This window comes from Streptomyces sp. NPDC048473, from assembly GCF_043200155.1.
Classification (GTDB): Bacteria; Actinomycetota; Actinomycetes; order Streptomycetales; family Streptomycetaceae; genus Streptomyces.
In genome coordinates this window covers 134368-156846 of sequence record NZ_JBICXE010000023.1, presented here as the reverse complement: position 1 = coordinate 156846, position 22479 = coordinate 134368, and the positions used below count along the sequence as shown (strand labels likewise).

23 protein-coding genes and 7 pseudogenes are annotated in these 22479 nt (G+C 66.4%); 10 read left to right on the top strand and 20 right to left on the bottom strand.

Going from position 1 to position 22479, the window contains the following annotated elements:
• Positions 1 to 188 precede the first annotated feature (188 nt).
• Entirely contained in the window at positions 189 to 359 is a 171-nt protein-coding gene (locus ACGFU7_RS30600) for a hypothetical protein (RefSeq protein ID WP_393700023.1), read from the bottom strand.
• Between ACGFU7_RS30600 and ACGFU7_RS30595 the strand changes: the two genes are divergently transcribed.
• From ACGFU7_RS30595 to ACGFU7_RS30585, 3 genes are all read left to right on the top strand, one after another.
• Positions 358 to 564 carry a hypothetical protein gene (locus ACGFU7_RS30595; protein WP_393700021.1) on the top strand — a complete coding sequence of 69 codons (207 nt, stop codon included), beginning with the start codon at positions 358 to 360 and terminating at the stop codon, positions 562 to 564. The two genes, ACGFU7_RS30600 and ACGFU7_RS30595, sit on opposite strands and share 2 nt — an antisense overlap.
• Before the next feature lie 590 nt (positions 565 to 1154).
• Positions 1155 to 1331, top strand: coding sequence for a hypothetical protein (locus ACGFU7_RS30590; protein ID WP_383971436.1), 177 nt, complete (start codon positions 1155 to 1157; stop codon positions 1329 to 1331).
• A gap of 744 nt (positions 1332 to 2075) precedes the next feature.
• Entirely contained in the window at positions 2076 to 2927 is an 852-nt protein-coding gene (locus ACGFU7_RS30585; RefSeq protein WP_393700020.1) for a hypothetical protein, read from the top strand.
• 184 nt (positions 2928 to 3111) lie between these two features.
• On the opposite strand, the pseudogene ACGFU7_RS30580 reads toward ACGFU7_RS30585, so the two are convergent.
• Positions 3112 to 3210 (bottom strand): annotated as a pseudogene (locus ACGFU7_RS30580) (3-oxoadipate enol-lactone hydrolase); the annotation flags it as partial.
• Between the two features lie 258 nt (positions 3211 to 3468).
• On the opposite strand from ACGFU7_RS30580, the pseudogene ACGFU7_RS30575 reads away from it, so the two are divergent.
• Positions 3469 to 3849 (top strand): annotated as a pseudogene (locus tag ACGFU7_RS30575) (transposase); the annotation flags it as partial.
• 71 nt (positions 3850 to 3920) lie between these two features.
• Here the strand turns inward: ACGFU7_RS30575 and ACGFU7_RS30570 are convergent.
• From ACGFU7_RS30570 to ACGFU7_RS30540, 7 genes and pseudogenes are all read right to left on the bottom strand, one after another.
• The gene (locus tag ACGFU7_RS30570; protein WP_393700018.1) at positions 3921 to 4169 is read right to left on the bottom strand and encodes a hypothetical protein; all 249 of its coding nucleotides are present in this window, start codon (positions 4167 to 4169) and stop codon (positions 3921 to 3923) included.
• 300 nt (positions 4170 to 4469) lie between these two features.
• Positions 4470 to 5066, bottom strand: a complete 597-nt coding sequence (locus ACGFU7_RS30565) for a hypothetical protein (protein WP_393700016.1) — start codon at positions 5064 to 5066, stop codon at positions 4470 to 4472.
• 26 nt (positions 5067 to 5092) lie between these two features.
• Positions 5093 to 5862 (bottom strand): annotated as a pseudogene (gene istB / locus ACGFU7_RS30560) (IS21-like element helper ATPase IstB).
• Positions 5859 to 7280 (bottom strand): IS21 family transposase, encoded by a 1422-nt coding sequence (gene istA, locus ACGFU7_RS30555; protein ID WP_393700014.1) that lies wholly within the window; start codon positions 7278 to 7280, stop codon positions 5859 to 5861. The pseudogene istB and the gene istA overlap by 4 nt, the downstream one beginning before the upstream one ends.
• A 107-nt stretch (positions 7281 to 7387) precedes the next feature.
• Positions 7388 to 7870: a GNAT family N-acetyltransferase gene (locus ACGFU7_RS30550; protein WP_393700013.1), complete on the bottom strand. Its 483-nt coding sequence runs from the start codon at positions 7868 to 7870 to the stop codon at positions 7388 to 7390.
• Between the two features lie 289 nt (positions 7871 to 8159).
• The gene (locus ACGFU7_RS30545; protein WP_393700012.1) at positions 8160 to 8324 is read right to left on the bottom strand and encodes a hypothetical protein; all 165 of its coding nucleotides are present in this window, start codon (positions 8322 to 8324) and stop codon (positions 8160 to 8162) included.
• A 120-nt stretch (positions 8325 to 8444) separates the two neighbouring features.
• A complete protein-coding gene (locus ACGFU7_RS30540) occupies positions 8445 to 8855 on the bottom strand; it encodes a class I SAM-dependent methyltransferase (RefSeq protein WP_393700011.1) in 411 nt (136 codons plus the stop codon).
• 666 nt (positions 8856 to 9521) lie between these two features.
• On the opposite strand from ACGFU7_RS30540, the gene pip reads away from it, so the two are divergent.
• Entirely contained in the window at positions 9522 to 10481 is a 960-nt protein-coding gene (gene pip, locus ACGFU7_RS30535) for a prolyl aminopeptidase (RefSeq protein WP_393700034.1), read from the top strand.
• Positions 10482 to 10696: 215 nt separating this feature from the next.
• Positions 10697 to 11236 carry an AAA family ATPase gene (locus ACGFU7_RS30530; RefSeq protein WP_393700010.1) on the top strand — a complete coding sequence of 180 codons (540 nt, stop codon included), beginning with the start codon at positions 10697 to 10699 and terminating at the stop codon, positions 11234 to 11236.
• A 74-nt stretch (positions 11237 to 11310) separates the two neighbouring features.
• Here the strand turns inward: ACGFU7_RS30530 and ACGFU7_RS30525 are convergent.
• The 6 genes and pseudogenes from ACGFU7_RS30525 to ACGFU7_RS30500 all read right to left on the bottom strand — a co-directional run.
• Positions 11311 to 11490: pseudogene (locus ACGFU7_RS30525) on the bottom strand (transposase); the annotation flags it as partial.
• Between the two features lie 812 nt (positions 11491 to 12302).
• The gene (locus ACGFU7_RS30520; RefSeq protein WP_393700008.1) at positions 12303 to 13124 is read right to left on the bottom strand and encodes a DUF317 domain-containing protein; all 822 of its coding nucleotides are present in this window, start codon (positions 13122 to 13124) and stop codon (positions 12303 to 12305) included.
• A 15-nt stretch (positions 13125 to 13139) separates the two neighbouring features.
• On the bottom strand, positions 13140 to 13430 hold the full coding sequence (locus ACGFU7_RS30515; protein WP_393700006.1) for a hypothetical protein: 291 nt from the start codon (positions 13428 to 13430) through the stop codon (positions 13140 to 13142).
• Positions 13431 to 13529: 99 nt separating this feature from the next.
• Positions 13530 to 13883, bottom strand: coding sequence for a DUF317 domain-containing protein (locus ACGFU7_RS30510; protein ID WP_393700005.1), 354 nt, complete (start codon positions 13881 to 13883; stop codon positions 13530 to 13532).
• 506 nt (positions 13884 to 14389) lie between these two features.
• Positions 14390 to 15634 carry an aspartate aminotransferase family protein gene (locus ACGFU7_RS30505; RefSeq protein ID WP_393700004.1) on the bottom strand — a complete coding sequence of 415 codons (1245 nt, stop codon included), beginning with the start codon at positions 15632 to 15634 and terminating at the stop codon, positions 14390 to 14392.
• Between the two features lie 491 nt (positions 15635 to 16125).
• A pseudogene (locus ACGFU7_RS30500) lies at positions 16126 to 16605 on the bottom strand (transposase); the annotation flags it as partial.
• A gap of 122 nt (positions 16606 to 16727) precedes the next feature.
• Between ACGFU7_RS30500 and ACGFU7_RS30495 the strand changes: the two are divergent.
• Positions 16728 to 17045: pseudogene (locus tag ACGFU7_RS30495) on the top strand (transposase family protein); the annotation flags it as partial.
• A gap of 83 nt (positions 17046 to 17128) precedes the next feature.
• Positions 17129 to 17932: an ISAs1 family transposase gene (locus ACGFU7_RS30490; RefSeq protein WP_393700002.1), complete on the top strand. Its 804-nt coding sequence runs from the start codon at positions 17129 to 17131 to the stop codon at positions 17930 to 17932.
• Positions 17933 to 17947: 15 nt separating this feature from the next.
• Here ACGFU7_RS30490 and ACGFU7_RS30485 read toward each other — a convergent pair.
• A pseudogene (locus ACGFU7_RS30485) lies at positions 17948 to 18328 on the bottom strand (transposase); the annotation flags it as partial.
• A gap of 74 nt (positions 18329 to 18402) precedes the next feature.
• A complete protein-coding gene (locus tag ACGFU7_RS30480) occupies positions 18403 to 18552 on the bottom strand; it encodes a hypothetical protein (protein ID WP_393700000.1) in 150 nt (49 codons plus the stop codon).
• 151 nt (positions 18553 to 18703) lie between these two features.
• On the opposite strand from ACGFU7_RS30480, the gene ACGFU7_RS30475 reads away from it, so the two are divergent.
• Positions 18704 to 19504 carry a maleylpyruvate isomerase family mycothiol-dependent enzyme gene (locus ACGFU7_RS30475; RefSeq protein ID WP_393699999.1) on the top strand — a complete coding sequence of 267 codons (801 nt, stop codon included), beginning with the start codon at positions 18704 to 18706 and terminating at the stop codon, positions 19502 to 19504.
• Positions 19505 to 19936: 432 nt separating this feature from the next.
• Entirely contained in the window at positions 19937 to 20728 is a 792-nt protein-coding gene (locus ACGFU7_RS30470; protein WP_390938652.1) for an IS5 family transposase, read from the top strand.
• Here ACGFU7_RS30470 and ACGFU7_RS30465 read toward each other — a convergent pair.
• The 3 genes from ACGFU7_RS30465 to ACGFU7_RS30455 all read right to left on the bottom strand — a co-directional run bounded on the left by ACGFU7_RS30465 (position 20685) and on the right by ACGFU7_RS30455 (position 22468).
• The gene (locus tag ACGFU7_RS30465) at positions 20685 to 21230 is read right to left on the bottom strand and encodes a hypothetical protein (protein WP_393699997.1); all 546 of its coding nucleotides are present in this window, start codon (positions 21228 to 21230) and stop codon (positions 20685 to 20687) included. The genes ACGFU7_RS30470 and ACGFU7_RS30465 overlap by 44 nt on opposite strands.
• Positions 21231 to 21476: 246 nt before the next feature.
• A complete protein-coding gene (locus ACGFU7_RS30460) occupies positions 21477 to 21659 on the bottom strand; it encodes a hypothetical protein (RefSeq protein WP_393699995.1) in 183 nt (60 codons plus the stop codon).
• Positions 21660 to 22093: 434 nt separating this feature from the next.
• Positions 22094 to 22468 (bottom strand): hypothetical protein, encoded by a 375-nt coding sequence (locus ACGFU7_RS30455; RefSeq protein WP_393699993.1) that lies wholly within the window; start codon positions 22466 to 22468, stop codon positions 22094 to 22096.
• Positions 22469 to 22479 lie beyond the last annotated feature (11 nt).

The following is a 22479-nucleotide window of genomic DNA, read 5'->3' as shown; positions in this document are numbered from 1 at the left end:
CCATGACAACAGTCCTATCTGGCAGGGGGGAAGGAATCTGCCAGACACCAACCTCCCACCAAACGCGCCATAATTAAGCAGCGACGGCCTACTAGTGTATGGCGTGAGGCCGTGCGATCCGCCCGAGGATATCGCGCGGGAAAGGTCCAGGACACGCGAGTGCCGAACATGCTGGTGACCAGCACCAACTAATGAGTTGCCCACATGTCCGCTCCCGACTGGCCGTTCAGCGCCTTGTGCATCATCGTCCCGATATGTGCTTTCATGGCGCCCTGCTGCTTGTCCTGCCCGACGCGGAGCTGAACGGAGCCCCACCGCACGAACTCGCCCCCAGCAGCCAGCAGCACCACACCCCACATGACATTTACCGACACGGACCGCGTGGAACTAGAACGCGTCGCCCAGGACCTGCAGGCTGAGGCAACCTCCGAGAACCCTGAACCGGGTCGTCTGCGCCAGTTCGCCACCCAGTTCAAGGACAAGCTCCTGGAGGCTGGCACCACCATCGCGCCCACGATGGGCGTTCAGATGGCCGAGCAAGCCCTCGCTGCGCTGGGGCAGTAGCCATTCCCGCAACGCTATGGCACCCGGGATATCAGCCACTTCCCAGGAGCCAGCTCGGGTTCGCCGGACGGCGCGCGGCCGGGTGTCTGTCGGCGGGCGTGAGCAGCTGCCAGCCGTGAGGGTCGACAGCGGTGTTTCATGACGGTGGACAGGCCCTGACCTGTACCAGTGAACGCTGGCACAGAGTTCGCGGGGCAAGTCGGTGCCCTCGCTGCCGTTGAAAGCCCGATCTGTTCGGCTGCGCCTCGGCAGTGTTGGACCCTAATACCTCATTGCCGGGGGCCTGTCTCACGTATGGCGTTTGTGGCTGCCGTGTCCTGATCTGGAGGTAGCTTCAGGAGCAGCGCAGGATCAGCTCCCCCCGAGCCGACATGTCGAGGGGTAGCTGTTCGAGCCGTGAACAACGACCCGGCCACCTGCTACCTCACCGCTCACCGCGGGCGCCTCAGAGCGTGCTCGCATTACCCATGGGATAGCAGCACCTGAGCTTTACTGTCGGCGTAGACCTCAGTTCTGACCACACAAATCGGTGGTCGAACTGAGTGGACGTCACCCATGTTCGACCCCTGGATCACGAGGGACTCGAACGGGTGGACTCCATCATTCTCTGGCTGCTGGCCGCCTCCGGCGTGCTGAGCATCTTCCTATTCGTCGCCCGGGGACTGCTCGACCAGCTGCCCGAAATCATCGTCGCCTGGCGCAAGGTCCAGCGGATGTACCAGAGTGCTGACCGGAACGTCGACGACTCGACGGGCACTGACGTATGAGATGGCCTGGGAGCGATCTACGGGCTGGGCCCGCATCTCTACCGGGAGGCGTGACCTGACGATCAGGGAACGACGACAGCGCATCGAGCAGGGAACGCGACCGTCTGACCGTGTCGTTGGTCCACCCGGCGAGGAGCGTCCGTGACGACACGTCGGAGTGACCGAGGTGCCCCCGAACCACAGACACGTGGGACGAGGTCAGGCCGCGGCTATGGCTGGGCGGTCACTTCTGGGCCAGCCCTGACGGCGATGTGCAGACTGCCGTTGTCGGTGGTGAATTCGCCCTGATCATCAGCCTGTTCACCCGACCAGGCCACGGACCGACCCCGGACTCGATCACCTGATCGGTGAGATCCCCGACGGTCCACTCACGGTTGAGCAACTCCGCCGCATCACCGCACCAAGACGTCGGACCAGTTCACTCCCCCAGGCGCCGGTAGTCCAAAGCCCCGGCCGAAGGCGCTGCTACGGAACTGGCCCTGGGGGCGCCGCGTGAGCCCGTGCGCGCGGTATGACCCGCAGTGAGTTTCAAGACTTCGCCCGTGCCGCCCGCATCGTGCTAACGCATCCTCGTCTGCTTCCGCCACGCTGCCCTGGCGGTAGGTTTCAGGATCTCCCTCCACGCTGCTGGCGTCTCATCGAAACGGACCGCCTCAACGGCAGGCGAGCGGGAACGAATGTCCGGGCTTATCGATCTGCACCGAACCGCCCGCAGGGCAGCTCTTCTTCGCCCAGCATTGGTCCATGGACATGGTCGACTTGAGTGCAGTCGCAGCCCTTCTCTCCGTTCCCACTGCCGTAGTTGCAGCATGGTGGACCAAGCGCAGCGCAGAAAGCGCAACGTCTGCCGCGCTCCTCGCCGGGCGTATCCAGGCCGACACTGCCATCGCGGTGGTGCAGACCCAGAGCTTCCTCGACCGGGATCAGCAACGGCACATTGCACTCGACAGCGCGTGCATGGAGTTCCTGAGTGTCTCCGACGCCCTGGTGGGTGTCGTGAAGCGACTCCCGAGTCTCGATTACGATGAACGCCAAGCGCTCGTGGCCAAGCACGCTATCCCGGTGGAAACCCGCTACGCCTCACTGGAGCTACTTGCTCCTCCTGATGTCCTTACAGCCGCAGAATTCCTTCTCTCGCAATGCCGCATCTTGGAACGCTGCGCGCTCGATCGCGCGGTATTGCGCGCGACGATCAGCGCGCTGGAGGCAGGTTGGTGCCCCGGCGACCCAGAAGACTGCACCGACGATAGTCATAGCGCGGCGTACGTAGCCTGGGAATTTCTCGTCGAGTGGGCACACAAGGACGAGGAGGGAAGAAGGCATGACCGGGATCTTCTGGACTACTGCCTCCGCAACAGCGCCACCCTCACCGAAATGCAGGTAACTCAGGCTCTCTCTCTTGTCGACCGTTGCCCGGCCATGTGGGACCAACTGATCGGTGGATGGGTCCGGGACCCGCTCATCGAACGCGCCGAATCCCACCGTAAGGATTTCGTCACTGCCGCCCGCGCAGCCAGCCTCACAGCACCGCCGGGCACCCTGCCCAGCGACCTTGAACGGTCGAGTTCTCCGCCTCGCCGCAACTGCGCAGCGTGACGGAGTGACGGCATGTCATCGCAACCCGCACACCGGGAACCCCCGCCGGCACCAGCCGACGGGGGCGTTTCTCTCACACGCGTCTCACCAACTGCGTAGACGCGCCTGGACCACAGTGAGCTGACCTGGCCATATGCGCCTCACCTGGACCACTTTGGACCGCACAAGACGCGATCTACAACCTGTGCCATGTGGTACCGAGGAAGGGGCCCAGGACCAGGACCGGGGCGTCTTCTGGCCCGTCAAAGCGGTATTGCAGGGTGTTCGTCGGTGTCTCGCTCACCCGTCCGACCCTCTCATCTCTCACGGGATCTCACATGACCGGGTCGAACCTAGCGGTTTTTGTTCCTCTCGCTACGACAGGTCCGGCACTGTCGGAACCCCCGAGGGTCCAGGTACGAGTTCGCCGGCGTGTACTCGTGACCGTGCCGACAGCGGGTCCTACGAGCGCGCGCCTTCTCCCAATCCCTGCGACGAAGAGCTTCCTCCTTCGTCACTGCCTCCAAGTGCTTCGGGTTGCAGCATCGCGTGTGGTGGAGGCCAGTCCAGCCTCGCGGTGAGAGCCCTGGAATCCGCCGTCGCCCGCCGCGGCCAGGTCGTCGGCTGCATCGTGCATTCCGATCGCGGGTCGCAGTTCCGCTCACGAAAGTTCGTCGCAGCCCTCGCACGTCACAGCATGACCGGATCGATGGGCAGAGTCGGTGCCGCAGGCGACAACGCGGCCATGGAGAGCTTCTTCGCGCTGCTGCAGAAGAACGTCCTCGACCGCCGCACCTGGGCCACCCGCCAGGAACTTCGGATCGCGATCGTCACCTGGATCAAGCGCACCTACCACCGCCGCCGGCGCCAGAAACGCCTGGCCCGATTGAACCCCGTCCAGTACGAAGCCATCATGACCCCACCCGCAGCCCTGGCTGCATAAGCCCCGCTGTCACCCGATCCTGCAGCAGTCCCGAATGGGAAGACTTCCTCGGCCACTTAGAACGCCGCAAACTATCCGTCGGCACCTGCGCCCGCGCCTACGGCACCGCCTGTATCCACGAACACGCTTGCGTCAGATGCTCGCTCCTCCGACCTGACCCGGCCCAACGGGCACGGCTGGTCGAGATCCGCGACAACTTGGTCGTCCGAATCGCCGAAGCCGAGACGGAAGGCTGGCTCGGCGAGGTCGAAGGTCTCCAGGTCAGCCTGGCTGGCGCCGAGGAGAAGCTCCGCCAGCTCGATCAGCGCCACGGGCAGCATACGGCCGTGGACCTTGGCATCCCCACCACGCGTGGTGATCGATGAACCTACGGAGTGGCTGCCGCATCCGCCACAGTACCGCGAGCGACCCGAGAAATGATGTCGTCCGCGTTCAGAGGACGTCCACCGCGAAGCGACGACAGACGTGAACTCGGGCGAACTGCTCGCGCATGGCTTGTTCGTTTTCCAGGCTGGCGTGGAGGAAGGCAGCCATCGGCCTTAGCTGTCGGCGTACTCCTGTGAGTGCTTCACCAAGTACGGAGATACGTGCGCCAGCAGGGAGGCTGTGAGCCAGTCACGTCATCCCGCGGGCATGGCGGTGGCACGGCGGTGAACCTCCAGGATGACTGCGGTGCCGGCCACGGTTTGATCCTCATGCATGCTGATCTGCTGGCCGGGCTGGAGGTGCGTCCAGTGAGAGGGAGTGAGGGGCACGAGTCGAACCGTGGCTCGCCCGCCGGGCTCCAGATAGGGCATGTCCTCAACCCAGAGCGAGGCGATGCTGACCGCGCATCCACCGGTGGGCGAGAGGTGTCCGATGTCCCACATGGGTCGCAGAACACCGGCGCCGGAGATTGCCGTGGTGCGTCGCGCCTCAGCGGCAGGACGGAGCGTCAGATCCGCCCGGATCACGCCGTGACGAATCTCGGAGCACCGCCAATGGCACCAGGCCGCGCTCCGCTCAAGCCGGAGCTGCTCAGCCGCGTCGGCGAGTTTCTCCCAAAACGCCAGCGGGAGCGAGCGACCGTCCCCAAGCTCCTCCAGCAGGCCCAGGGCGATCTCCCACTCGTCGTGGACGAGGTAGTCCCAGATGTCTCGCACCGTGATGTCGTTCTCGGTGGCGGTCTCTTCCGGAACAAGCAGAGAAGCTGATTCGAGCAGCTCAGGGACGTCCATGTGCTCATTGTCGACCATATGAACTATTAGGCGGCGCTTTCCTGATCTCGCTCGATGGCAGCGAGCCGGTTCTTGAGCCGGTAGCTGGGACCGTTGATGGAGATCACGTCGCAGTGGTGCAGGAGGCGGTCGAGGATTGCGGTGGCCAGGACCTCGTCGCCGAACACCTGCCCCCACTGAAGGTTTTGTTCGAAGTCAGGATGATCGAGCCCTTTTCGTAGCGCTTTGAGATCACTTGGAAGACCAGGTCGGCCTCCGCGCGTTCGAGGGGCTGGTAGCCGACCTCGTCGACCACGAGAACAGCCGGCCGCAGGTAGCTGCCGAGCTTGCTGGTCAGCCGTCCGGTGGCCTCGGCGGCTTTGAGGTTGCGGACCATGTCGTCGAGGCTGGTGAAGTGGATCGAGTACCCAGCCCGGCAGGCCGCGACCGCGAGAGCGACGGCGATATGTGTCTTGCCCACTCCCGGCGGCCCGAGCAGGGCGGTGTTGGCCTTGGCCTCGACGAACGACAATGTGGCGAGGTCCTTGACCTTGCGCGGGTCGAGCTCGGGCTGGAACGAGAAGTCGTAGTCGTCCAGTGTCTTGTGGTAAGGCAGCTTCGAGATCCGCGGACCGGTGCGGAAGCAGCAGTCCTCACGGACGGCGAGTTCTTCGGAGAGGACCAGGTCGATGAAGTCGAGGTAACCCATCTTGGCCTCGTCAGCCCGCTGAGCGTACTGAGTCAGGGCCTCGGCCAGGTGGGGCAGCCCCAGCTTGCCGGCCGTGGTGCGGATGCGGGTGGAGACCAGCTCGCTCAAGACGATTCCTTCGCGCTCGGCTTGGTGGTGAAGGGGCGGGTGCCGGTCAGTTCGTCATAGACCGACAGAGGCCGGCGACCGACCTCGATGTGGGTGACCGCGGCCCGGTTCAGCAGGGCCGCCAGCGGCCCGGCTTGCGAGACCGGGGCATCGTGGCGGCGGGGCCGCGGCAGGCTCCCATCACCGGTGGTGACGCGGCGGCGGGCTCCCGTGGGCAGGCCGTCCCAGTGCTTCTCATCCACGATGCGGGCGCCTCGGCCGACCGCCCGCTGATGAACGGCCAGCAGGGTTTCGCCAGTGCGATCGGGGGCGGTGGCATGCAGCATGATCTGGGACTTCGTGGCCCTGACTTCGACCAGTTGACGGGGGCGGACCCTGCGGGCCGGCACCGAGTAGAGGTTCGCGTCGAAGGCGACGAGGCAGTCCTTGCCGACGTGGCGGAGATGCCGCTGAGTGACCACATAGGGCGTCTGCGGCAGCGGGCGGAGGGCGACGTGGTCGCGGATCGCACGGAGACCGATGACCTCGCCGTGGGTGCCGTGAATCTTCGCCCGCCGCAGCGGCACCCAGGCGGTGAAGGCGGCGTTGAGTTCCTCGACCGAGGAGAAGGCGCATCCCGCAAGGACGTGGTCGCGGACGATCAGCACTTGCCGTTCGACCCGGCCTTTGCCCGTGGGCCGGTAGGCGGCCAGTACGTCGGGATCGAAGTCGTAGTGCCCGGCGAAGGCGACAGCCTCCGGATGCAGGGGAACGGCTTCACCTGGTGCGACGTGTCGGCGGACCACCATTTTGGTGCGGTCGTAGACGATCGACATTGGGACTCCGCCGAAGTGGGCGAACGCCTGGCGGTGGCAGTCGAAGAAGGTGGCGAGGTCCTGGCTGGTGGTGAAGCAGCAGAACAGATCGCGCGAGTAGGACAACGTCATGTGGAACGAGTAGACCTTCGGGATCCCGACGTGGGCAAGGATCTTTCCCTCGTCACCCCAGTCCACCTGGGCCTGAGCCCCCGGCACCACCTCGAACCTGCGGTGCAGGCCCGCCAGTTCACTCGGGCTGATGCCGAGTTCCTCCGCGATCCGCGGGCGGGCTTCCTGCAAGTACATCTTGATCCGCTGGTAGCTGCCGGTGAACCCGTACTCGGCCACCAGACGCTCGTGGATCACGGCCCCTTCGAGCAAGATCTCGGCCCGCAACATCGCGTCGATCAACGGCGCGACCTCATCCACGATCCGCCGGTACGGCTGCCAGTTGGGCGCCCTTCGCGGTGGGGCGACCGGCGTCTCGCCCGACAGGTACTTGGCGACCGTGCGCCGGTTCAGCCCGGTCTCTTTCGCGATCTCCCGCAGGCTCATCGCGCCAGACTCGTACAGGCCGCGAAACCGCCTCAGCTCCAACCAGCGATGCGGATCCAAGACCACTGTCGCCGCCCTCCACTGACCCCGAGCAGGACGACAGAAGACTCGCGCGACACCAACCTCACCGCATCAACAACGGTGCACTTTTATCCGTACGCAGTGGTGCGCGTTCACTTGTACGCCGACATTAGCCCCTCCCGGCGTTCGCTGATGGCCCGGTCCGGCTCGCTGACGTCGGCGTAGGAGTTGGCGTAGACATGGAGGTAGTGCTGGCTCTCGGTGAAGCCCATTGCCCGATACCAGCTCAATGTCGCGGGATCGTCCCTCGTCCAAGCGTCCAACGTCGGCACACCCAACGCGCTGACACGGGCGCGTGCCTCGGTAAGGAGGGCAGTACCAAGGCCCTGGTGCTGGTAGTCGGGATGCACAGCGACGGTGTCGATGGTCGCCAGTTCATCGTCGACGGTAACGTCGATGATCCCTTTGATGGCTCCCAGCTCGGCGGCTACGACCAGCGCGAAACCTGGGGCGGGCACCTCGGGCTTGCTCGTCAGGACGTCGTCGAAGTAGGGAGTGTTCAAGAACGAGAGCACTCGGCAGCGCAGCCAGGAGACCTGGTCAGCGGGGCGATACTCACGTATGACGTGGTTCAAGGCGGTGATCCTCAATGTGCGTGTCGAACTCCGGACGGTTGCGGTCACGTCGTTGAGAGATCACGACGGAGATTGTGTGCACTGCCCCGCACCGAGGGCAATCGAATTTCCTGCCGTACCAGAGACGCGTCTATGGCACAGTTCTCGTCGATGTTGAGACCCGACGGCCAGTGGATCTCGGCCTCGGTACTGGTGAGCTCGCGTATTTAAGCGTCGCCAGTTCTGGCGCTTGGGAGACGGGGGGAGCAGTGACTGTGCGCGTTCGCCGGGAGGCAGGGATTGCGTGTTGTCAGGGCCGCAGGAGCCTGACAGCAAGGAAGCACGGAGCCTGGTGGAGCTTGTTGTAGGCCGTTTCGTCGAGTTCTCGCAGGCCGGGCGTCGGGCGAGGCTCGATGAGTCTTTCAAGCATGAATCCGGCGGCCAGCAGCTCGTTCAGGAACGTTTCCAGCGGCATGCGCTGATAGTGGACTGCCAACGGCCCCCCGGCGAGGTGGAGGTCAACCCAGTCCTCGGCGTAGTACGAACCACCGAATTTCCGCCAGTCAGCCGTCGGATGGGTCGTCGAGACAAGCAGTCACCCGTCCGGACGCAGCACTCGTCGTAGCTCGCCGAGGAGACTCGGCCGGTCGGCGATGTGGTGGAGCATCAATGCGCACACGACTCCGTCGAACGACGCGTCGTCGATGAAGTCCAGCGGCTTCTCCGCGTCGTGCATGCGCAGTTCGGCCCGGTCGCCCAATCGCTCCCGTGCGTGACTCAGCAGAGTTGCGCTGCCGTCGATTCCGACTACCTCGGCGCCACCCGCCAGGAGTTCGGCGGCGTAGTGCCCGGCCCCGCAACCGACATCGAGAATCTTCAGCCCGGCAACATCCCCCGCTAGCGCGAGCATCGCCGGCCGGTCGGTGTGTGCGTTGTAGGGGCTGGTGTCGGCGTTCTTTGCGAAGTAGTCGCCGACTTCGTCGTGGTAAGCAGTTTCTGCAGGCATCGTGACAGCATCGCGCCGGTGGCTGCCAACCGCGAGCGGTTTGTGCAACCGAGAACACGTTCCGTCAACGGCTGACTCGCTTTGCGGTCTGATACTGGTGCTCGTTCTCAGCTGTCGCGGGTTCCCCGAGAAACCCAGCCAGCCGGTGACCGTGCGTGATCACCAGCGGCGTATCGGCTCCATGTCCCGCCGGCCTCTCTGATGAGGCGGCTGGTGGTCTTGTCGTGGTAGCCGAGGGCGTCCGCGCCGACGGGGCGGGCAGTTCGAGGAGTTGCTGGCGGAGTGAGGCGCCGCGGGCAGCGGCGGCAGGGACCCCGAGGCGGTTGGCTGCTTGTCTCGACGACCCATCCGACGGCTGACTGGCGGAAATTCGGTGGTTCGTACTACGCCGAGGACTGGGTTGACCTCCACCTCGCCGGGGGGCCGTTGGCAGTCCACTATCAGCGCATGCCGCTGGAAACGTTCCTGAACGAGCTGCTGGCCATCGTTCTCCAGACTCCCGCATGTCTCATGAGACACCATCGGGCACCCGCCCTGCTCTGCAGCGGGTGGTGGGGGCTCGTCCAGCGGCGCCGCCAGGCCCGGCTCGCGGTGATACCGCTGTCGGACGCCGCAGCAGGTAAATCCAGAGTGGCCGACCGCCATCTGCCCCTAGGATCAACGGCCATGGTCGATTTCTACCCCCCGACAACTCCCTACGATTCCGGATTCCTCGACACCGGAGACGGCAACCGCGTCTACTACGAGCAGCTCGGCAACCCCGCAGGCAAACCCGCCCTGATGATCCACGGCGGCCCCGGGGGCGGTGCGACGCGGCGACCAACGAGGGCCTGGGACCCTGAGGCATATCGGATCATCCGCTATGACCAGCGCAACTGCGGCCGCAGCACACCGCACGCCAGCGACCCGACCGCGGACATGAACCTGAACACCACTGAGCACCTGATCGGCGACATGGAACTGCTGCGCGAACACCTAGGCATCGAGAAGTGGCTGCTCAACGGCGCCTCCTGGGGCCCGACGCTCATCCTGGCTTACGCGGAGCAGTACCCCGAGCGGGTCAGCGAGATCGTCATCCAGGCGGTGATGACCACCAGCCGCTCGGAGATCGAATGGCTCTACCGGGGCGCCGGGCGATTCCGCCCCGAGGCGTGGGACCGATTCCGCGACGGTGTTCTCGAGGACGAGCGGGACGGCGATCTGCTCGCAGCCTACGCCCGGCTGATGGAGAACCCCGATCGCGCGGTCCGCGAGAAGGCCGCCGCCGACTGGCTCGCCTGGGAGGACGCAGTCGTCACGGGCGAGCCCAACGGCATCCCCGGCATGTACAGCAACCGCGAGGTTGACGCGCAGATCGCTTTCGTGCGGATCTGCGCGCACATCTTCAGCAACGGGGCGTGGCTGCAGCAGGACCAGCTGATCCGGAACGCGCACAAGCTGGCCGGGATCCCGGGGGTGATCGTCCAGGGCCGGCACGACATGGGCTGCCCTGTCCAGACAGCGTGGGAGCTGGCGAAGGCGTGGCCGGGCGCGCGCCTGCACATCATCGAGGATGCGGGGCACGCCGGCAGCGACGCGGCCGGCCAAGTGGTCCGTGACGCCATCGAGGAGTTCAAAACCCACTGACCGCACGGCACGGGGCGGCTGCTCCAAAGGCTTCGCATGCCGGCCAGGCGTCCCACCACACCACGCGTTGAGAGTCGTCGGACCTGACGACGTGAGACACATCTGGGCGTCTGGAGAACCGCCGGATTCATGCTTGAAAGGCTCATCGAGCCTCGCCCGATGCCCGGCCTGCGGTGTGCATCCGGGGCCATCCCGCTTCGACGTACGATGCCGAGATGCACACAGACAGCGCTCGGAGCGCTCAGGCCCTCCTGATCAACGGCACCGTCGGTGTGGGGAAAACCACCGTTGCCGAGGCGGTGGGCGACGTTCTCGCCGAGGCTGGGATGCCTCATGCCGTGCTCGACCTTGACTGGCTGAGGCAGTCGTGGCCCGCGCCTCCCGGTGACCGTTTCAACTTCCACATGATGCTCCGGAACCTGCGGAGCATCGCCAGCAACTACCTCGATGCTGGAGCGAGGCGCCTTGTGCTCGCCGGCGTGATCGAGCAACGGGATGAGCGGAAACAACTGGCCGAAGCTGTAGGTGTTGATCTCACGGTGTGCTGGCTGAGGGCCGAACTACCCGTCATTCGCCAGCGTTTGGCGCAACGTCACGACGGGCAGCCCGAAGCACTCCAATGGCACCTGGACCGATCCGCTGAATTGGACGGAATCCTCAGCCGGGTCGCTGTCGAGGACTTCACCATCGATACCACCACAGGCTCCGTCCTTGACGTCGCTGCGTCCGTGATCAGGGCAGCTGACTGGCAGTGACCACCAGGCTGCCTGACCGTTCCGCGCATACAGAGATCGCCCACACCCTGTTCAGATCTACAGCCTGCGAAAGCGGAGGCGGCGATGCCGATGAAGCCAAGGACGTGGTCAGCCTTGCGCTCGTAGCGTCGGTGCAGGCGGCGGCACCCGGCCAGCCACGCCACCGTCCGTTCCACGGTCCAACGGTGACGGCTCAGCCGCTGAGAGGACTCGACACCTCTGCGGGCGATTCGAGGGACGATGTTCCGGGTCCGACCTACGGAGCTTGCTTCATCCCAGCAGCGGGCACTCTCAGTGACTAATCACGGGAATTGAGCCAGAGTCCCTGGAAATGAACGAAGTCAAGCCCCAGTAGTTCAGAGAAGTCTCCGGCTCCCCGGCCCTCGTCGACCGCCACCTCGACAAGGCCCTCACCAAGGCGGCAGCAACCAGCTGACCCACTCCCGACATGCTGCTGCCCCCGACCACCGGTCGGGGGCAGCAGCGGTGGGCGACGTGCGCCGCTGTAGGGCCCGGCAATTGCCTAACGGGACGTGAGCCATGCTGCGAGTCCGCTTCCCGCGGTCGTGGCGAGGGCCGCCACCAGCCATCCCGGGATGCGTTGGACGGTTACGTGTAACCCACCGCAGTGGAGTTCAAATGCGGGCTGCTGCTCTGTTGTTCGGGGCATGACGCCATTCAGCCGCACGGAACGTGGCACCGCTACGCCATACCTTGGCCACTTCACTGCCACTTCAACAGGCTTCCAATTACCACATTTCGAGTGGCCCCGATACGCCAAAGCGTGGCCACGTTGCCTCACTTGAGGCGTTGCCGAATACCACGCGAGCAGCGCCCACCGCTACGCCGAGCGGTCGCCACTTCACCGCCACTTCCCCAGTCCGGAGATGCCCCCAATGCGCGTAGACCCCGGGCTCGGTCCCCGGGTGCCGTCGGCCTGACACAGCTCCGAGTTCTCCTTCGACTCTCACGGCCCGTACGTGCCCCGGAAGGGAATACCAAAAGCCCGGCCTCCCCATTCGGAAAGGCCGGGCTTCGTACGTCGGATCGAAGGAAGCGCAGACCGCTAGCTCGCCGGCGCACGCAGGAGCCGCTCCCGGGTGCTCTCGGGAAGCACTCGGCGCAGAACCGGTGCGGTGGAGCTGAGGGAGGTGACGAACGCCGCGACGAGGTCGTGGGGCACGCTGGCGCCGAAGGACACCGCCCACAGGCAGGGCGCGCCGAGCGCCGGCTCGGCCCATGCCTGCCATCCGGCCAAGCCCGCCTCGTCGGCCTGGCTGGTCAGGGCGCGCGGGTTGGCGTCCTGGATGAGGGGCGGTACCTCGCCGAGGCTGAGGTGCGAGGTGAACGTGGGGTCCGTCGCTCCGGCGGTGGGCTGGTCGATGTCCCGGAGCCAGCCGTGCGCGGTGACGGCGTCGAGGACCAGCTCGGGGCCTGCGAGCGGAACGGCGGGCTGGTCGCGGGCGTCGAGCGCGACGAGGAAGTCGGTCAGGACCTCCCCGGGGACATCGGGGGTGAAATACGCCGACCACGCGGCGAGCGGGCTGTTCGTGTCCGCGCGAGCGGAGACCTGCCAGGCGATGGGCAGTTCTCCCAGGTGGAACGGCTCGTCCGCCAGGACCCACTGGGCCCAGCGGAGCGTGTCGGGGCTGATGTGCAGGACGGTGCTGCGCAGGACCTGCCGGTCCTCCGGTGCCTCGTCCGGCTCGTGTCGCCCGCGGACGATCGTCAGGCTCGTCCAGCCGAGGCTGGCGAGCGTGTCGGCGACGGGGTCGTAGAGGCGTCCGTCGTCGCCGGCCAGGTGCCGGGGGCCAACCCAGCACGCGGACTGGGCGCTAGTCGGGGCGAACGGGTCGAGGGGGAAGTCGGGGTACAGGGGCGCCTCCAAAGGCTAGGTACGGTTTTACTTGCCGCCGGCGGTACGGCGGACGCGGCGCGGGGGTGCCTGGACTGGGCCGTGCCAGGTCAGTTCGACGGCGACCTCGGGCAGCAGATGACCGAGCTGCGCGTCCGTCTCCCGGCCCTCGGCGAGGTAGACGACGGGCTGTCCTGTCTCGTCCACGGACTGCACGACCTGCGCGAGGCGATGAGCCATCGGGAAGAAGGGGTTCATCGCCTGGCGTACCGGAGCGCTCCGGTCGCAGGCAGTCAAAAGGTCGATGAGATCGCCGACGGTCATCTCCGTGTGCGTCACGGACAGCCTCCTTGGGGGAAAACGGTGAGCGGTGGAACTGCCTGCCCGTAGCCGGCGAGCCACCCCTCGGGTGCGGACTTCCGACTCGGACCTCTGGTGCTACAGACACCGCGACGTTTCCAGCACGCGCGCCACAGCGGCGGCGACGATCTCGGCCGGCGTCTCGGTATCGAAGGACAGGTGGTACCCGCGCACCCTGGCCGTGCCGGTGACAGCGACCTTCCATCCCTCGCCGTCGGTGCCGGGGCGACCGAGCGGGAACCAGCCGAGGTAGAAGCGGCCGTCCTTGCTGCTGACGTGCACATCCGCCCGGTCGTCCACGACCAGGTCGAATTCCTCGGCGGAGAACTGGTCCAGGACGAGCGCGGGCTGGCCCGGGCCGAGCTGCCAGTCACGCAGCCTCAGGGCTTCGACGGTGGTGGAGAATCCGGGTCCGACGGAAGCCACGGCCACAGGCAATCACCTCTCTGACCTGAGGTTTCCTGCAAGGTCGTCTACGTTGACATGGTCTCGCACCCGTTGGCCAGTCTTTCGGGAGTCTTTCCTGTCTGCCCCCGGCGAACTGCTGTCCTTTGACAGCCAATCTAGGATCCGCGAGTCGATGCAATGCTGGCTGAGGATGCGCAGTGAATGCGCAAATCCGAGGCTCGGTGCGCATTCGCTACGGTCCGTAGCCGTAGTTTGAGATCTCTTGCGGTCTTTGAGGGATGGGCCTTGCCCGTTCTCCGCACCGTCCAGCGTATGACGGTCCGGAGTACGGGCGAAGCACGCCGTACGCGCAAGGTCCCTACAGCGTCGGTACGTGAAGTGCCGGTCTGGCAGCTGTGGTTGGCGGACTTCGCGGGTCAAAGCCGTGGCGGGATGTCCGGTCGGTTCGCGGGATGACTCACTCTTGGGCAAGTACGCGTCCGCGACGGTGGGTGGGCACGTGGTCTGTGAAAGCCGCCTGGAGCAGATCCCTAAGAGCGCTGGTTCATGCTGTTCAGGGCCTCGGCGAGGATGTTCAGGGCTTCGTCGGATTCCAGGTCGGTGAGGGTCATGGGCGGTTCGAGGCGGAGGACGTTGTCGTGCAGGCCGCCCTTGCCGATCAGGAGGCCGCGGGAGCGGGCCTGCTCCTGGAGGAGGGTGGCCGCCTTGGGGTTGGGGGCATCGCTGCCCGGTTCGACGAGTTCGATTCCGATCATGAGGCCGAGTCCGCGTACATCTCCGACGACGGGGCTGGTCTCGGCGAGGGTCTGGAGCCCTGTTAGGAGGCGGGTGCCCTGTTTACCGGCGTTGGCCTGAAGATCATGGGTTTCGAGGTAGTCCAGGGCCGCGTTCGCTGCGGCTGTGGCCAGGGGGTTGCAGCCGGTGGTGGCGACTGCGGAGCCGAGGGCGTCCATCAGTTCCGGTCGGGCGATGACCGCGCCGATGGACAGACCGTGGCCGAGCCCTTTCATGAAGGTGATGGCGTCTGGGGTTACGTCGTGCGCGGTGATTCCCCAGAAGTGCTCTCCGCCGCGGCCCCAGCCGGAGTGCGGCTCGTCGGAGATGAGGAGGATGCCGTGTTCATCGAGCACCTCGCGGTAGGAGGTGAACAGCCCCCGCGGTACCGGCGCGTAGCCGCCGACGCCCTGTACCGGTTCGGCGATCAGGCACGCGACATCGCCGATGGCGGAGTTGGCCAGCAAGTCGCGGAGGTCTTCGGTGCAGGCGCGGATGTAGTCGGCGTCGTCGAGGTGGCGGAAGGGCCCGCGGTAGCGGTAGGCACCATGGACGTGGGTCACGTGGAGCGGGCTGAGGGACGTGGTTGACCAGCCGCGGATGCCGGTGGCCGACGCTGTGGCGAAGCCCCGGCCGTGGAAGGAGTTGCGCAGGGCCAGGACCTGGTTGCTGTGCCGGTGCTGGCAGGCCAGCATCAGGGCGAGTTCGTTGGCCTCGGTACCGGACTGGACGAAGCACACCTTGGCGTCGGGGATGTCGGACAGGCAGGCGATCCGCTCCGCCAGTTCGATCTCACTGCGAATGAGGTAAGAGGTGGCGGTGAGCAGTTCCGCCTTGGCCAGCTGTCGGCGGATCGCGTCGGCGAGTTCAGGGATGTTGTAGCCGAGGCAGTTCGTCCGGCTGCCCGCGAAGAAGTCCAGGTAGCGGCGCCCCTGGGCATCGATGGCCCGGCGGCCCTCTCCTCCCACGATCTCCAGGGGTTCGTCGTAGCAGAGCGTCATCCATTGCGGCGAGACAGCACGATGCCGAGCCGGTAAGGATGCTTGGGGCATTATTCCTCCAGCAGATGCGGGGGTACGGTTCACGGTCGCCATGCTGCATCGACGGTAAAGACGCCACCGCCCGGTGACCAGGTCTGAACCGGCCGTTGCGGGCCCGCGCAGTAGAGCCGGGTCGGACCGGTCCTGTTGGCCACCAAGCAGTCGGCATCCACCAGCGTCCAACACGCCACCACGTCTTCCAGCGACCACTCCTCACGCACGCACGCCCCTAGCCGTCACCCCCTCGGGGGATCACCCGAGGGGGCAACGAGGGCCTCACCAAGACCATTGATGACCCAACGTCACCAACCGCCCAGGGAAGAACAGCCGATTTGCGCACCACTCACCTGCAGCATCACTGCTCACTGAGCCCGGATTCCCGTATTTCCGCAGGACCCAGTGCGCGCGAAGTGCCGGAACCTACAGCCAAGTTAGACCGACCGGCAAATGGATCACTTGAGGCGCCTGGTGGTGGGGCGGCCATCCCAGCGATAGCGGCTTTTCGCTCGACGGATCAGCATGCGGAGCGTGACGAGGGCGGCGGCGAGGTAGAGGTAGAAGTCCACGATCCATCCGTTCCTCTCGGTGCAGCGCCGCAGCTTGCCGTAGTCGTTCATCCAAGAGTGCGTTCGCTCGACCACCCAGCGTCTGCCGGCCTGGATTGGGGCCGGCACGCCCTTGCCCGCTACTTCGGCGGTGAAGCCCAACTCGGCTATCAGGGCACGGGACTTGCTGTTGTCATAGCCGCGGTCGAGGTTGACGTTGACGGTCTCCGGCAATGCGCCGACCTGTTCTTTCACCGCATCCAAGGTGGGTCCGAGCAGGGGCGAATCGTGGCGGTTGGCTCCGTCGGAGACGATCCCGAGCGGGACGCCGCAGGCGTCGGAGGCAACTGAGCGCTTCAATCCCTGTTTGCCTCGGTCGACGGGCGAGCCAGGGCTGATGCGTTCTCAGATGTCGAGATGAGGGGTTCGCACCGGTGTGGTGGCCGATGTGCCCGACTGGAAATGACGAACGCGACTCCCGATGATCAAGGTTCTCGAAGCCGAAGATCATGAACAGGGGTCGCGTTCGCGTGCCATCTTTTCTGATCGACGCCCTCGCGCGCCACCACGAGGACGTTGACCTCCCATGCCCGCTCATCGAACTGCCCGGCCTGTGTACCCTGGCCGACGTGCTGGACCAGGTGCCCGATCCGCGCCGGGTCCGAGGCCGCCGCTACCGGATCGGTTCCCTGCTCGCCCTGTGCCTGGTCGCCGTCCTCAGCGGCACCAAATCTGTGGCCGCCATCGCCCGCTTCGCCGCCGACGGCGACTCTGACCTGCGGACACGCCTCGGTCTCACCTGCGCCACGCCAAACACCACCACCCTGGGCCGGTTGCTGGCCCGCCTGGACGGCGACGCCCTGGACGACGCTGTGGGTGCCTGGATCGCCCGCTACGCCACCGACCCGGGGTGGACGAACCCGGCGGCACCCTGGTCGGCCTCGCCGTCGACGGCAAAGCCGTGCGCGGCTCACGCACCGACAACGACAAGGCCGTCTACCTGCTCGCCGCCGCACTGCACACCTCGCAGACCGTCATCGCCCAGCACCAGATCCCCGCGAAGAGCAACGAGATCCCCGCCTTCGCCCCACTGCTGGACCGCATCGACCTGCGCGGCACTGTGATCACCGCCGACGCCATGCACACCCAGCGCGCCCACGCCGAGCACGTCATCGCGGCTCAAGGTCACTGCCTTCTGGTCGTCAAAGGGAACCAGAAGAAGCTCCGCAAGCAGCTCAAGAAGCTGCCCTGGCGCCAGATCCCGCTGCAGGACCGCACTACCACCACCGGCCACGGCCGCCGCGAGATCCGCCGGCTGAAGGTCTGCGCCGTCCAGCCCGGCCTGTTGTTCCCGCACGCCGTCCAGGCCATCGAAATCAAGCGTCGCCGGGTCAATCGCAGGACCGGGAAGGTCCAGACGAAGACGGTCTACGCCGTCACCAGCCTGTCCCCGGGCCAGGCCAACCCGTCCCAGCTCGCCGAACTGATGCAGAACCAATGGTCAGTTGAGGCCCTGCACCATGTCAGAGACGTGACCTACGGCGAGGACGCCTCGCGCGTGCGCACCGGCACCGCGCCACGAGCCATGGCCACGATGCGGAACCTGGCCATCGGCCTCATGCGCCAGGCCGGCTGGACCAACATCGCCGCCGCAACCGACCACTACCGGTCACGCCCCGAGCACGCGACTGCCCTCCTCGATCTCACCGCCTGAGAACGCATTAGCCCTGACGGGCGAGCGACCGGCTTTCTCTCCACCCGAGAGAGCCTTGGTGATGCACCCATCGACCGAGATCTCGGTCAGCTCGAGGCCGATCACACGGTCGTACGCCTCAAGCGTCAGAGCGTGAGCCAGCTCAGATATCCCCAGCTCAGCCCATTGTTTGATGCGGCGCCGGATGGTGCGGTCCGAGCAGCCTGGGCTGGCGATCCGCTCGTATCCGCAGCCGTGAACCAGTGCCAGCACAACGTGCTCAAACACTACGCGGTCCGGGACCCGTCGACGGTGGCACCCCAGCGGATGGCCCTCCACATACCCTTCCCGCTCAGGCAGCAGCGCAGCAAATTGGGCCCACAGAGGCTCCAGCAGGCAAGATGGGACCGCAGGCACGAGCCCTCCGAGTGAATGCTGAGCGTAAGTGGCTGTTGTTGTTCCGAACTTGAGGAGTGCTGGTCGAACGGGAGTCACTTGAACTCCCGACCCGACCGGTCCTCCCCCGCCATCGTGACCTCCGCGTCCATCACATCGAGCGGCAGCATGACCGCGCGCACCGGGTGGACGTCACGTCGCCGAGGTGCCCGGCCGCACGGCGAGGCCAGAGCACCCACAGGCACGACGCCTGGCGTACCGCCACCACCAGCGTCCTCGCAGCAGTGCGCAGCTTGTCACCCGAGCGGTGGGAGGCGAGGACGTCCGCAATGGCCAACCGGCGGCGACTGTGAAAATCGCTGTCCGATCACCGGAGCACGGTGATAGACATCCGGCGTGGAAAAGAATCTTGAGTTCCCTGACCTGTTGCGACTGATCGATGAACGGTCGACCGCCTTCCGCGCCGTGGTCGCCGCCGCGCCCGGTCTCGACGCGCAGGTGCCGACCTGCCCCGGGTGGACGCTGTTCGATCTGGTGAAGCACCTGGGTGGGGGAGACCGTTTCTGGGCCGCCATCGTCGGCGCGGGGTCTGCCGACGCTCCCCCGGCCGAGGCCGTCGCCGCGCGCGCCGCGCTGGAAGTGCCGCAGGAGCGTGAGGCCCTGCTGGCCTGGCTGGACGCGTCGACGCAGCTTCTGCTGGGCGCCCTGCGCGCGGCGGGACCGGAGAGCGGTTGCTGGACGTGGTGGCCCGCGTCGCAGTCACCGCAGACCGCCGGCGGCACCGCCCGGCACCGGGTCCAGGAGACCGCGGTGCACACCTACGACGCCCAGCTCGCCGGGGGCTCCCTGCAGCCGCTGCCGGTCGAGCTGGCACTCGACGGTGTGGAGGAGTTCCTGTACACCGTCTGCGCAACGCCGAGTGCCTGGCCGCACAAGCCCACGGCCTTCGACTTCCACGCCGCCGAGGGCCGCTCCTGGCGCCTCACCGTCGACGGCGACGGCGCACGCATCACCCGCATCCCCGCGCCCACCGCCGCGACCGGCGAAGACTCGGACGCAGCCGGCGCCTCCGTCCACGGCACGGCCAGTGAGCTGGTCCTCTACCTGTACGACCGGATCCAGGCCGACTCCTTGCACGTTGACGGAGACGCAGGGCTGCTCGACCTGCTCCGCGCCTGGGAGCCGGAGGAGAAGTAGGACGTAGCGGGGGCGGTTGGCCGCGCCTCGAGCCGGTAGGACACGACTCTTCGCCAGGTTCGTCAGTCGCGGCACCGGGCTCAAACCCGCGAGGCGGCCTCGGGGCGTCACCAAGCCGACCGTCTACCTGGATGGCAGTGCGAATTTGTCCGTCCCAGCGATCACGAGAAGCGACGCGACTGCCGTCGTCCCGATCTCGTCGAGAAGTCAGTCGATCGGGTGACTGCGGCGGCTGCCGTGCATGAGAGCAGGGCCTCTTGGTAGCTCGAAGGATGTCGAATCCAACGTGCGGTCCAGGAGGCCCTGTTGTCGCATTTCTACGGCAACGCGGGAGTGGGGTCCACTTCAGCCACTCTCGCGTGTGACTGTCTGGCTCACAGGTTCGGGAACGCCAGAGACCACGGGGCGCGCGAGCGTCGGTATCCCACCGACATGTCGGACGCCGAGTGGGCGGTGGTCCGGCCACTGCTGCCGGTGCCGGGCTGGCTGCGGGGCCGGGGCGGGCAACCGGAGGCTTATTGCCACCGCGCGATGCTGGACGCGATCCGATACCTGGTCGACAACGGCACGAAGTGGCGGGCCATGCCTGCCGACTTCCCACCGTGGGACCGGGTCTACGCGTTCTTCCGGCGCTGGCGCAACCACGATCTGGTCCGCGAGTTCCACGACCGGCTCCGCCGCCTGGTCCGCGAGCGGGCCGGGCGGGACTCGGAGCCGGGCGCGGGCGTGATCGACTCGCAGTCGGTCAAAGCGGACGCGGTCGTCGGCTCTGACAGCCGCGGCTTCGACGGCGGCAAGCTGATCAACGGGCGCAAGCGGCACGTCGTGGTCGACACCCTTGGCCTGCTGCTCGCGGTGATGGTCACCGCAGCGGATGTGGGCGACCGCGCCGCGGCCCAGGTCCTGCTCACCCAGGTCACTGCCGCGCACCACCTGCTGGCCCTGGTCTGGGCCGACGGCGGATACACCGGCAGCCTCGTCGAGTACTGCCTCGCGGCCCTCGCCCTGGTCCTCGCCATCGTCAAACGCAGCGACGACATGCGCGGCTTCGTCGTGCTGCCCAAGCGTTGGATCGTCGAGCGGTTCTTCGCCCACCTGATGCGAAGTCGCCGTCTCGTGCGCGACTTCGAGCGTTCCATCGCCAGCGCGGAGGCGATGGTCTACTGGTCGATGACGATGCTCATGACCCGCCGCGTTGCCCGGCCACGTCCTTCGCGAGCGTGAATCGGCCAGGTGCCGGCTCGATCAGCCAGCCGCGCGCCGTCAGCCACTTGGCCTTCGATCGCAGTGCCTCCACCTTTCCCGGTACGGGGTCCAGGCCGAAGCAGGCGGCCATCTCCTGGCACGTCAAAGCTCCTTGACCGAGTCGGTTACGGTCGCTGAGGGCCTGCAGGATGCGCTGGTAGTCCACCGACAGCGCCGACCAGGCCAGCCCCGCGCGCCACACCGGCACCACTGTTTTCGGCTTCGCCGCCTCCGCCGGTTCGGGCCGCGCCGGCTGCACACCGGGAGCCGGCAGACCCTCGGAGGCGGCGGGGCCGACGACGGCGTCGTTGCCCGGGGCCAGTACCTCGCCAACGCGTGAGCGGGCAATGACCCACTCGTTCCACTCCCGCTCAGCCACGGCCAGCTCCGCCTGGAGGCGGTCGGCCTCCTCCCGCAGATCGTCGACACGACGGCGAGCGGTGAGCTCACGCTGTTCCAGCGGTCCCACGACCGACGGCATCCTCGACCTCCACCAAAGCAACGACACGACACGTCACCACTGCCACGAGACCGCCGACCCTATGCCTGACCAGCGAGAACGCAGTCCTCAAGCCCGGAAAGACAACAACCTCTAAAGAACTCCACGATCACTCAGGCTCGTGCCTGTCTTGCAGTCATAACCGTTCGCGAGTGCTCAACCTCACCACTTGCCGCGGATCATGAGACGAAAGGCTGAGGTCCCTGGGGCCAGTTCCCCACGCTGGGGCTACGGCTCGGGGGGACCAGTTACCCAGCCTCCCGCCTCGTTCTCTTCGGAGTAGAACCAGCCGCCGGGCCTGGGCCACCAGCCGAGTGTCATCTGCGACACGAACCCGTCGTCATCGCTGAGCACCATCACGAGTGCGTCGTTGAGGGGCCGCCTCAGCACTTGTTCGTCGTCGCGGGTCATTTCGACGCCGTGGCCAGTGAGGAGCCGGTGTGCTTCCGTCAGCTGCAGCGACGCGGCAGATGCAATGGGTCTCCGGGTGATCGCCTCAGGCAGGGCCAGCGGTTCATCGCGGTGGAATGTGAGGGTGATGCGGGCGAGTACAAGGTCCAGTCCGGCCCCACGCCGGGTCCTGGATTCCCTACTGAAGCACCGCATTCCCAGTTCAACCGGAGAGTACCGGTTCCTACTGAGTACAGCCGGACAGTAGCGATACCACTGGAAACAATCGTCGCCTTGCCCGTTCTTGATTCCCCTGGGCTCCCCGATCCGTTGCACCACATCCGGCGGGGACATACCTAAGACAAGTGGACCGAACGTCCCTCTTCGGCAAAAGTCCACCAGAAACTCATCCATATCGCATCACTCTCTCTGGTCACGCTCCGTACGTGATCTGCCTAGCGACAACCATCATGACCTGGACGGCCGCCCCCACCATCAGGCGCCGACCGGGTGCCCGCGCTGAGCCCCTGCGGTCCCCAGCCGGAGCCCAGGTCGTCGGAACCACTCAGCAGCCATCGGTCCTGCCAGGTGTCGGCAGGGAATCCCTCCAGCCAGTCGAACATGCGCGTCAGTGAGAGCTGCTGGCGCCACAGGTTGCGGACGGTCGGCTCGCTCAGCAGGCCCTCGGCCAGGCGTGCCAGTTCGTCGCGATGCGACGTCTCCCGTCCGCTGCCACGGGCTGTGCTCCTCGGTTCGGGCAGCACGGCGGTGAGGAGGGCGGGGTCGCGTGGGCTGACCGGCGTGCGGGCCACGCGCCCGTGCCGGGTCATCAGCGGTTCCC

Excerpts from the sequence above, each read along its gene's own strand:
- ACGFU7_RS30595 (WP_393700021.1), top strand. The coding sequence starts at position 358 with ATGACATTTACCGACACGGACCGCGTGGAACTAGAACGCGTCGCCCAG.
- ACGFU7_RS30600 (WP_393700023.1), bottom strand. The coding sequence starts at position 359 with ATGTGGGGTGTGGTGCTGCTGGCTGCTGGGGGCGAGTTCGTGCGGTGG.
- ACGFU7_RS30585 (WP_393700020.1), top strand. The coding sequence starts at position 2,076 with ATGGACATGGTCGACTTGAGTGCAGTCGCAGCCCTTCTCTCCGTTCCC.
- ACGFU7_RS30570 (WP_393700018.1), bottom strand. The coding sequence starts at position 4,169 with ATGCTGCCCGTGGCGCTGATCGAGCTGGCGGAGCTTCTCCTCGGCGCC.
- ACGFU7_RS30565 (WP_393700016.1), bottom strand. The coding sequence starts at position 5,066 with ATGGACGTCCCTGAGCTGCTCGAATCAGCTTCTCTGCTTGTTCCGGAA.
- ACGFU7_RS30545 (WP_393700012.1), bottom strand. The coding sequence starts at position 8,324 with ATGCCGCTGGAAACGTTCCTGAACGAGCTGCTGGCCGCCGGATTCATG.
- ACGFU7_RS30540 (WP_393700011.1), bottom strand. The coding sequence starts at position 8,855 with ATGCCTGCAGAAACTGCTTACCACGACGAAGTCGGCGACTACTTCGCA.
- pip (WP_393700034.1), top strand. The coding sequence starts at position 9,522 with ATGGTCGATTTCTACCCCCCGACAACTCCCTACGATTCCGGATTCCTC.
- ACGFU7_RS30530 (WP_393700010.1), top strand. The coding sequence starts at position 10,697 with ATGCACACAGACAGCGCTCGGAGCGCTCAGGCCCTCCTGATCAACGGC.
- ACGFU7_RS30505 (WP_393700004.1), bottom strand. The coding sequence starts at position 15,634 with ATGACGCTCTGCTACGACGAACCCCTGGAGATCGTGGGAGGAGAGGGC.
- ACGFU7_RS30470 (WP_390938652.1), top strand. The coding sequence starts at position 19,937 with ATGTCGGACGCCGAGTGGGCGGTGGTCCGGCCACTGCTGCCGGTGCCG.
- ACGFU7_RS30465 (WP_393699997.1), bottom strand. The coding sequence starts at position 21,230 with ATGCCGTCGGTCGTGGGACCGCTGGAACAGCGTGAGCTCACCGCTCGC.
- ACGFU7_RS30460 (WP_393699995.1), bottom strand. The coding sequence starts at position 21,659 with ATGACCCGCGACGACGAACAAGTGCTGAGGCGGCCCCTCAACGACGCA.
- ACGFU7_RS30455 (WP_393699993.1), bottom strand. The coding sequence starts at position 22,468 with ATGACCCGGCACGGGCGCGTGGCCCGCACGCCGGTCAGCCCACGCGAC.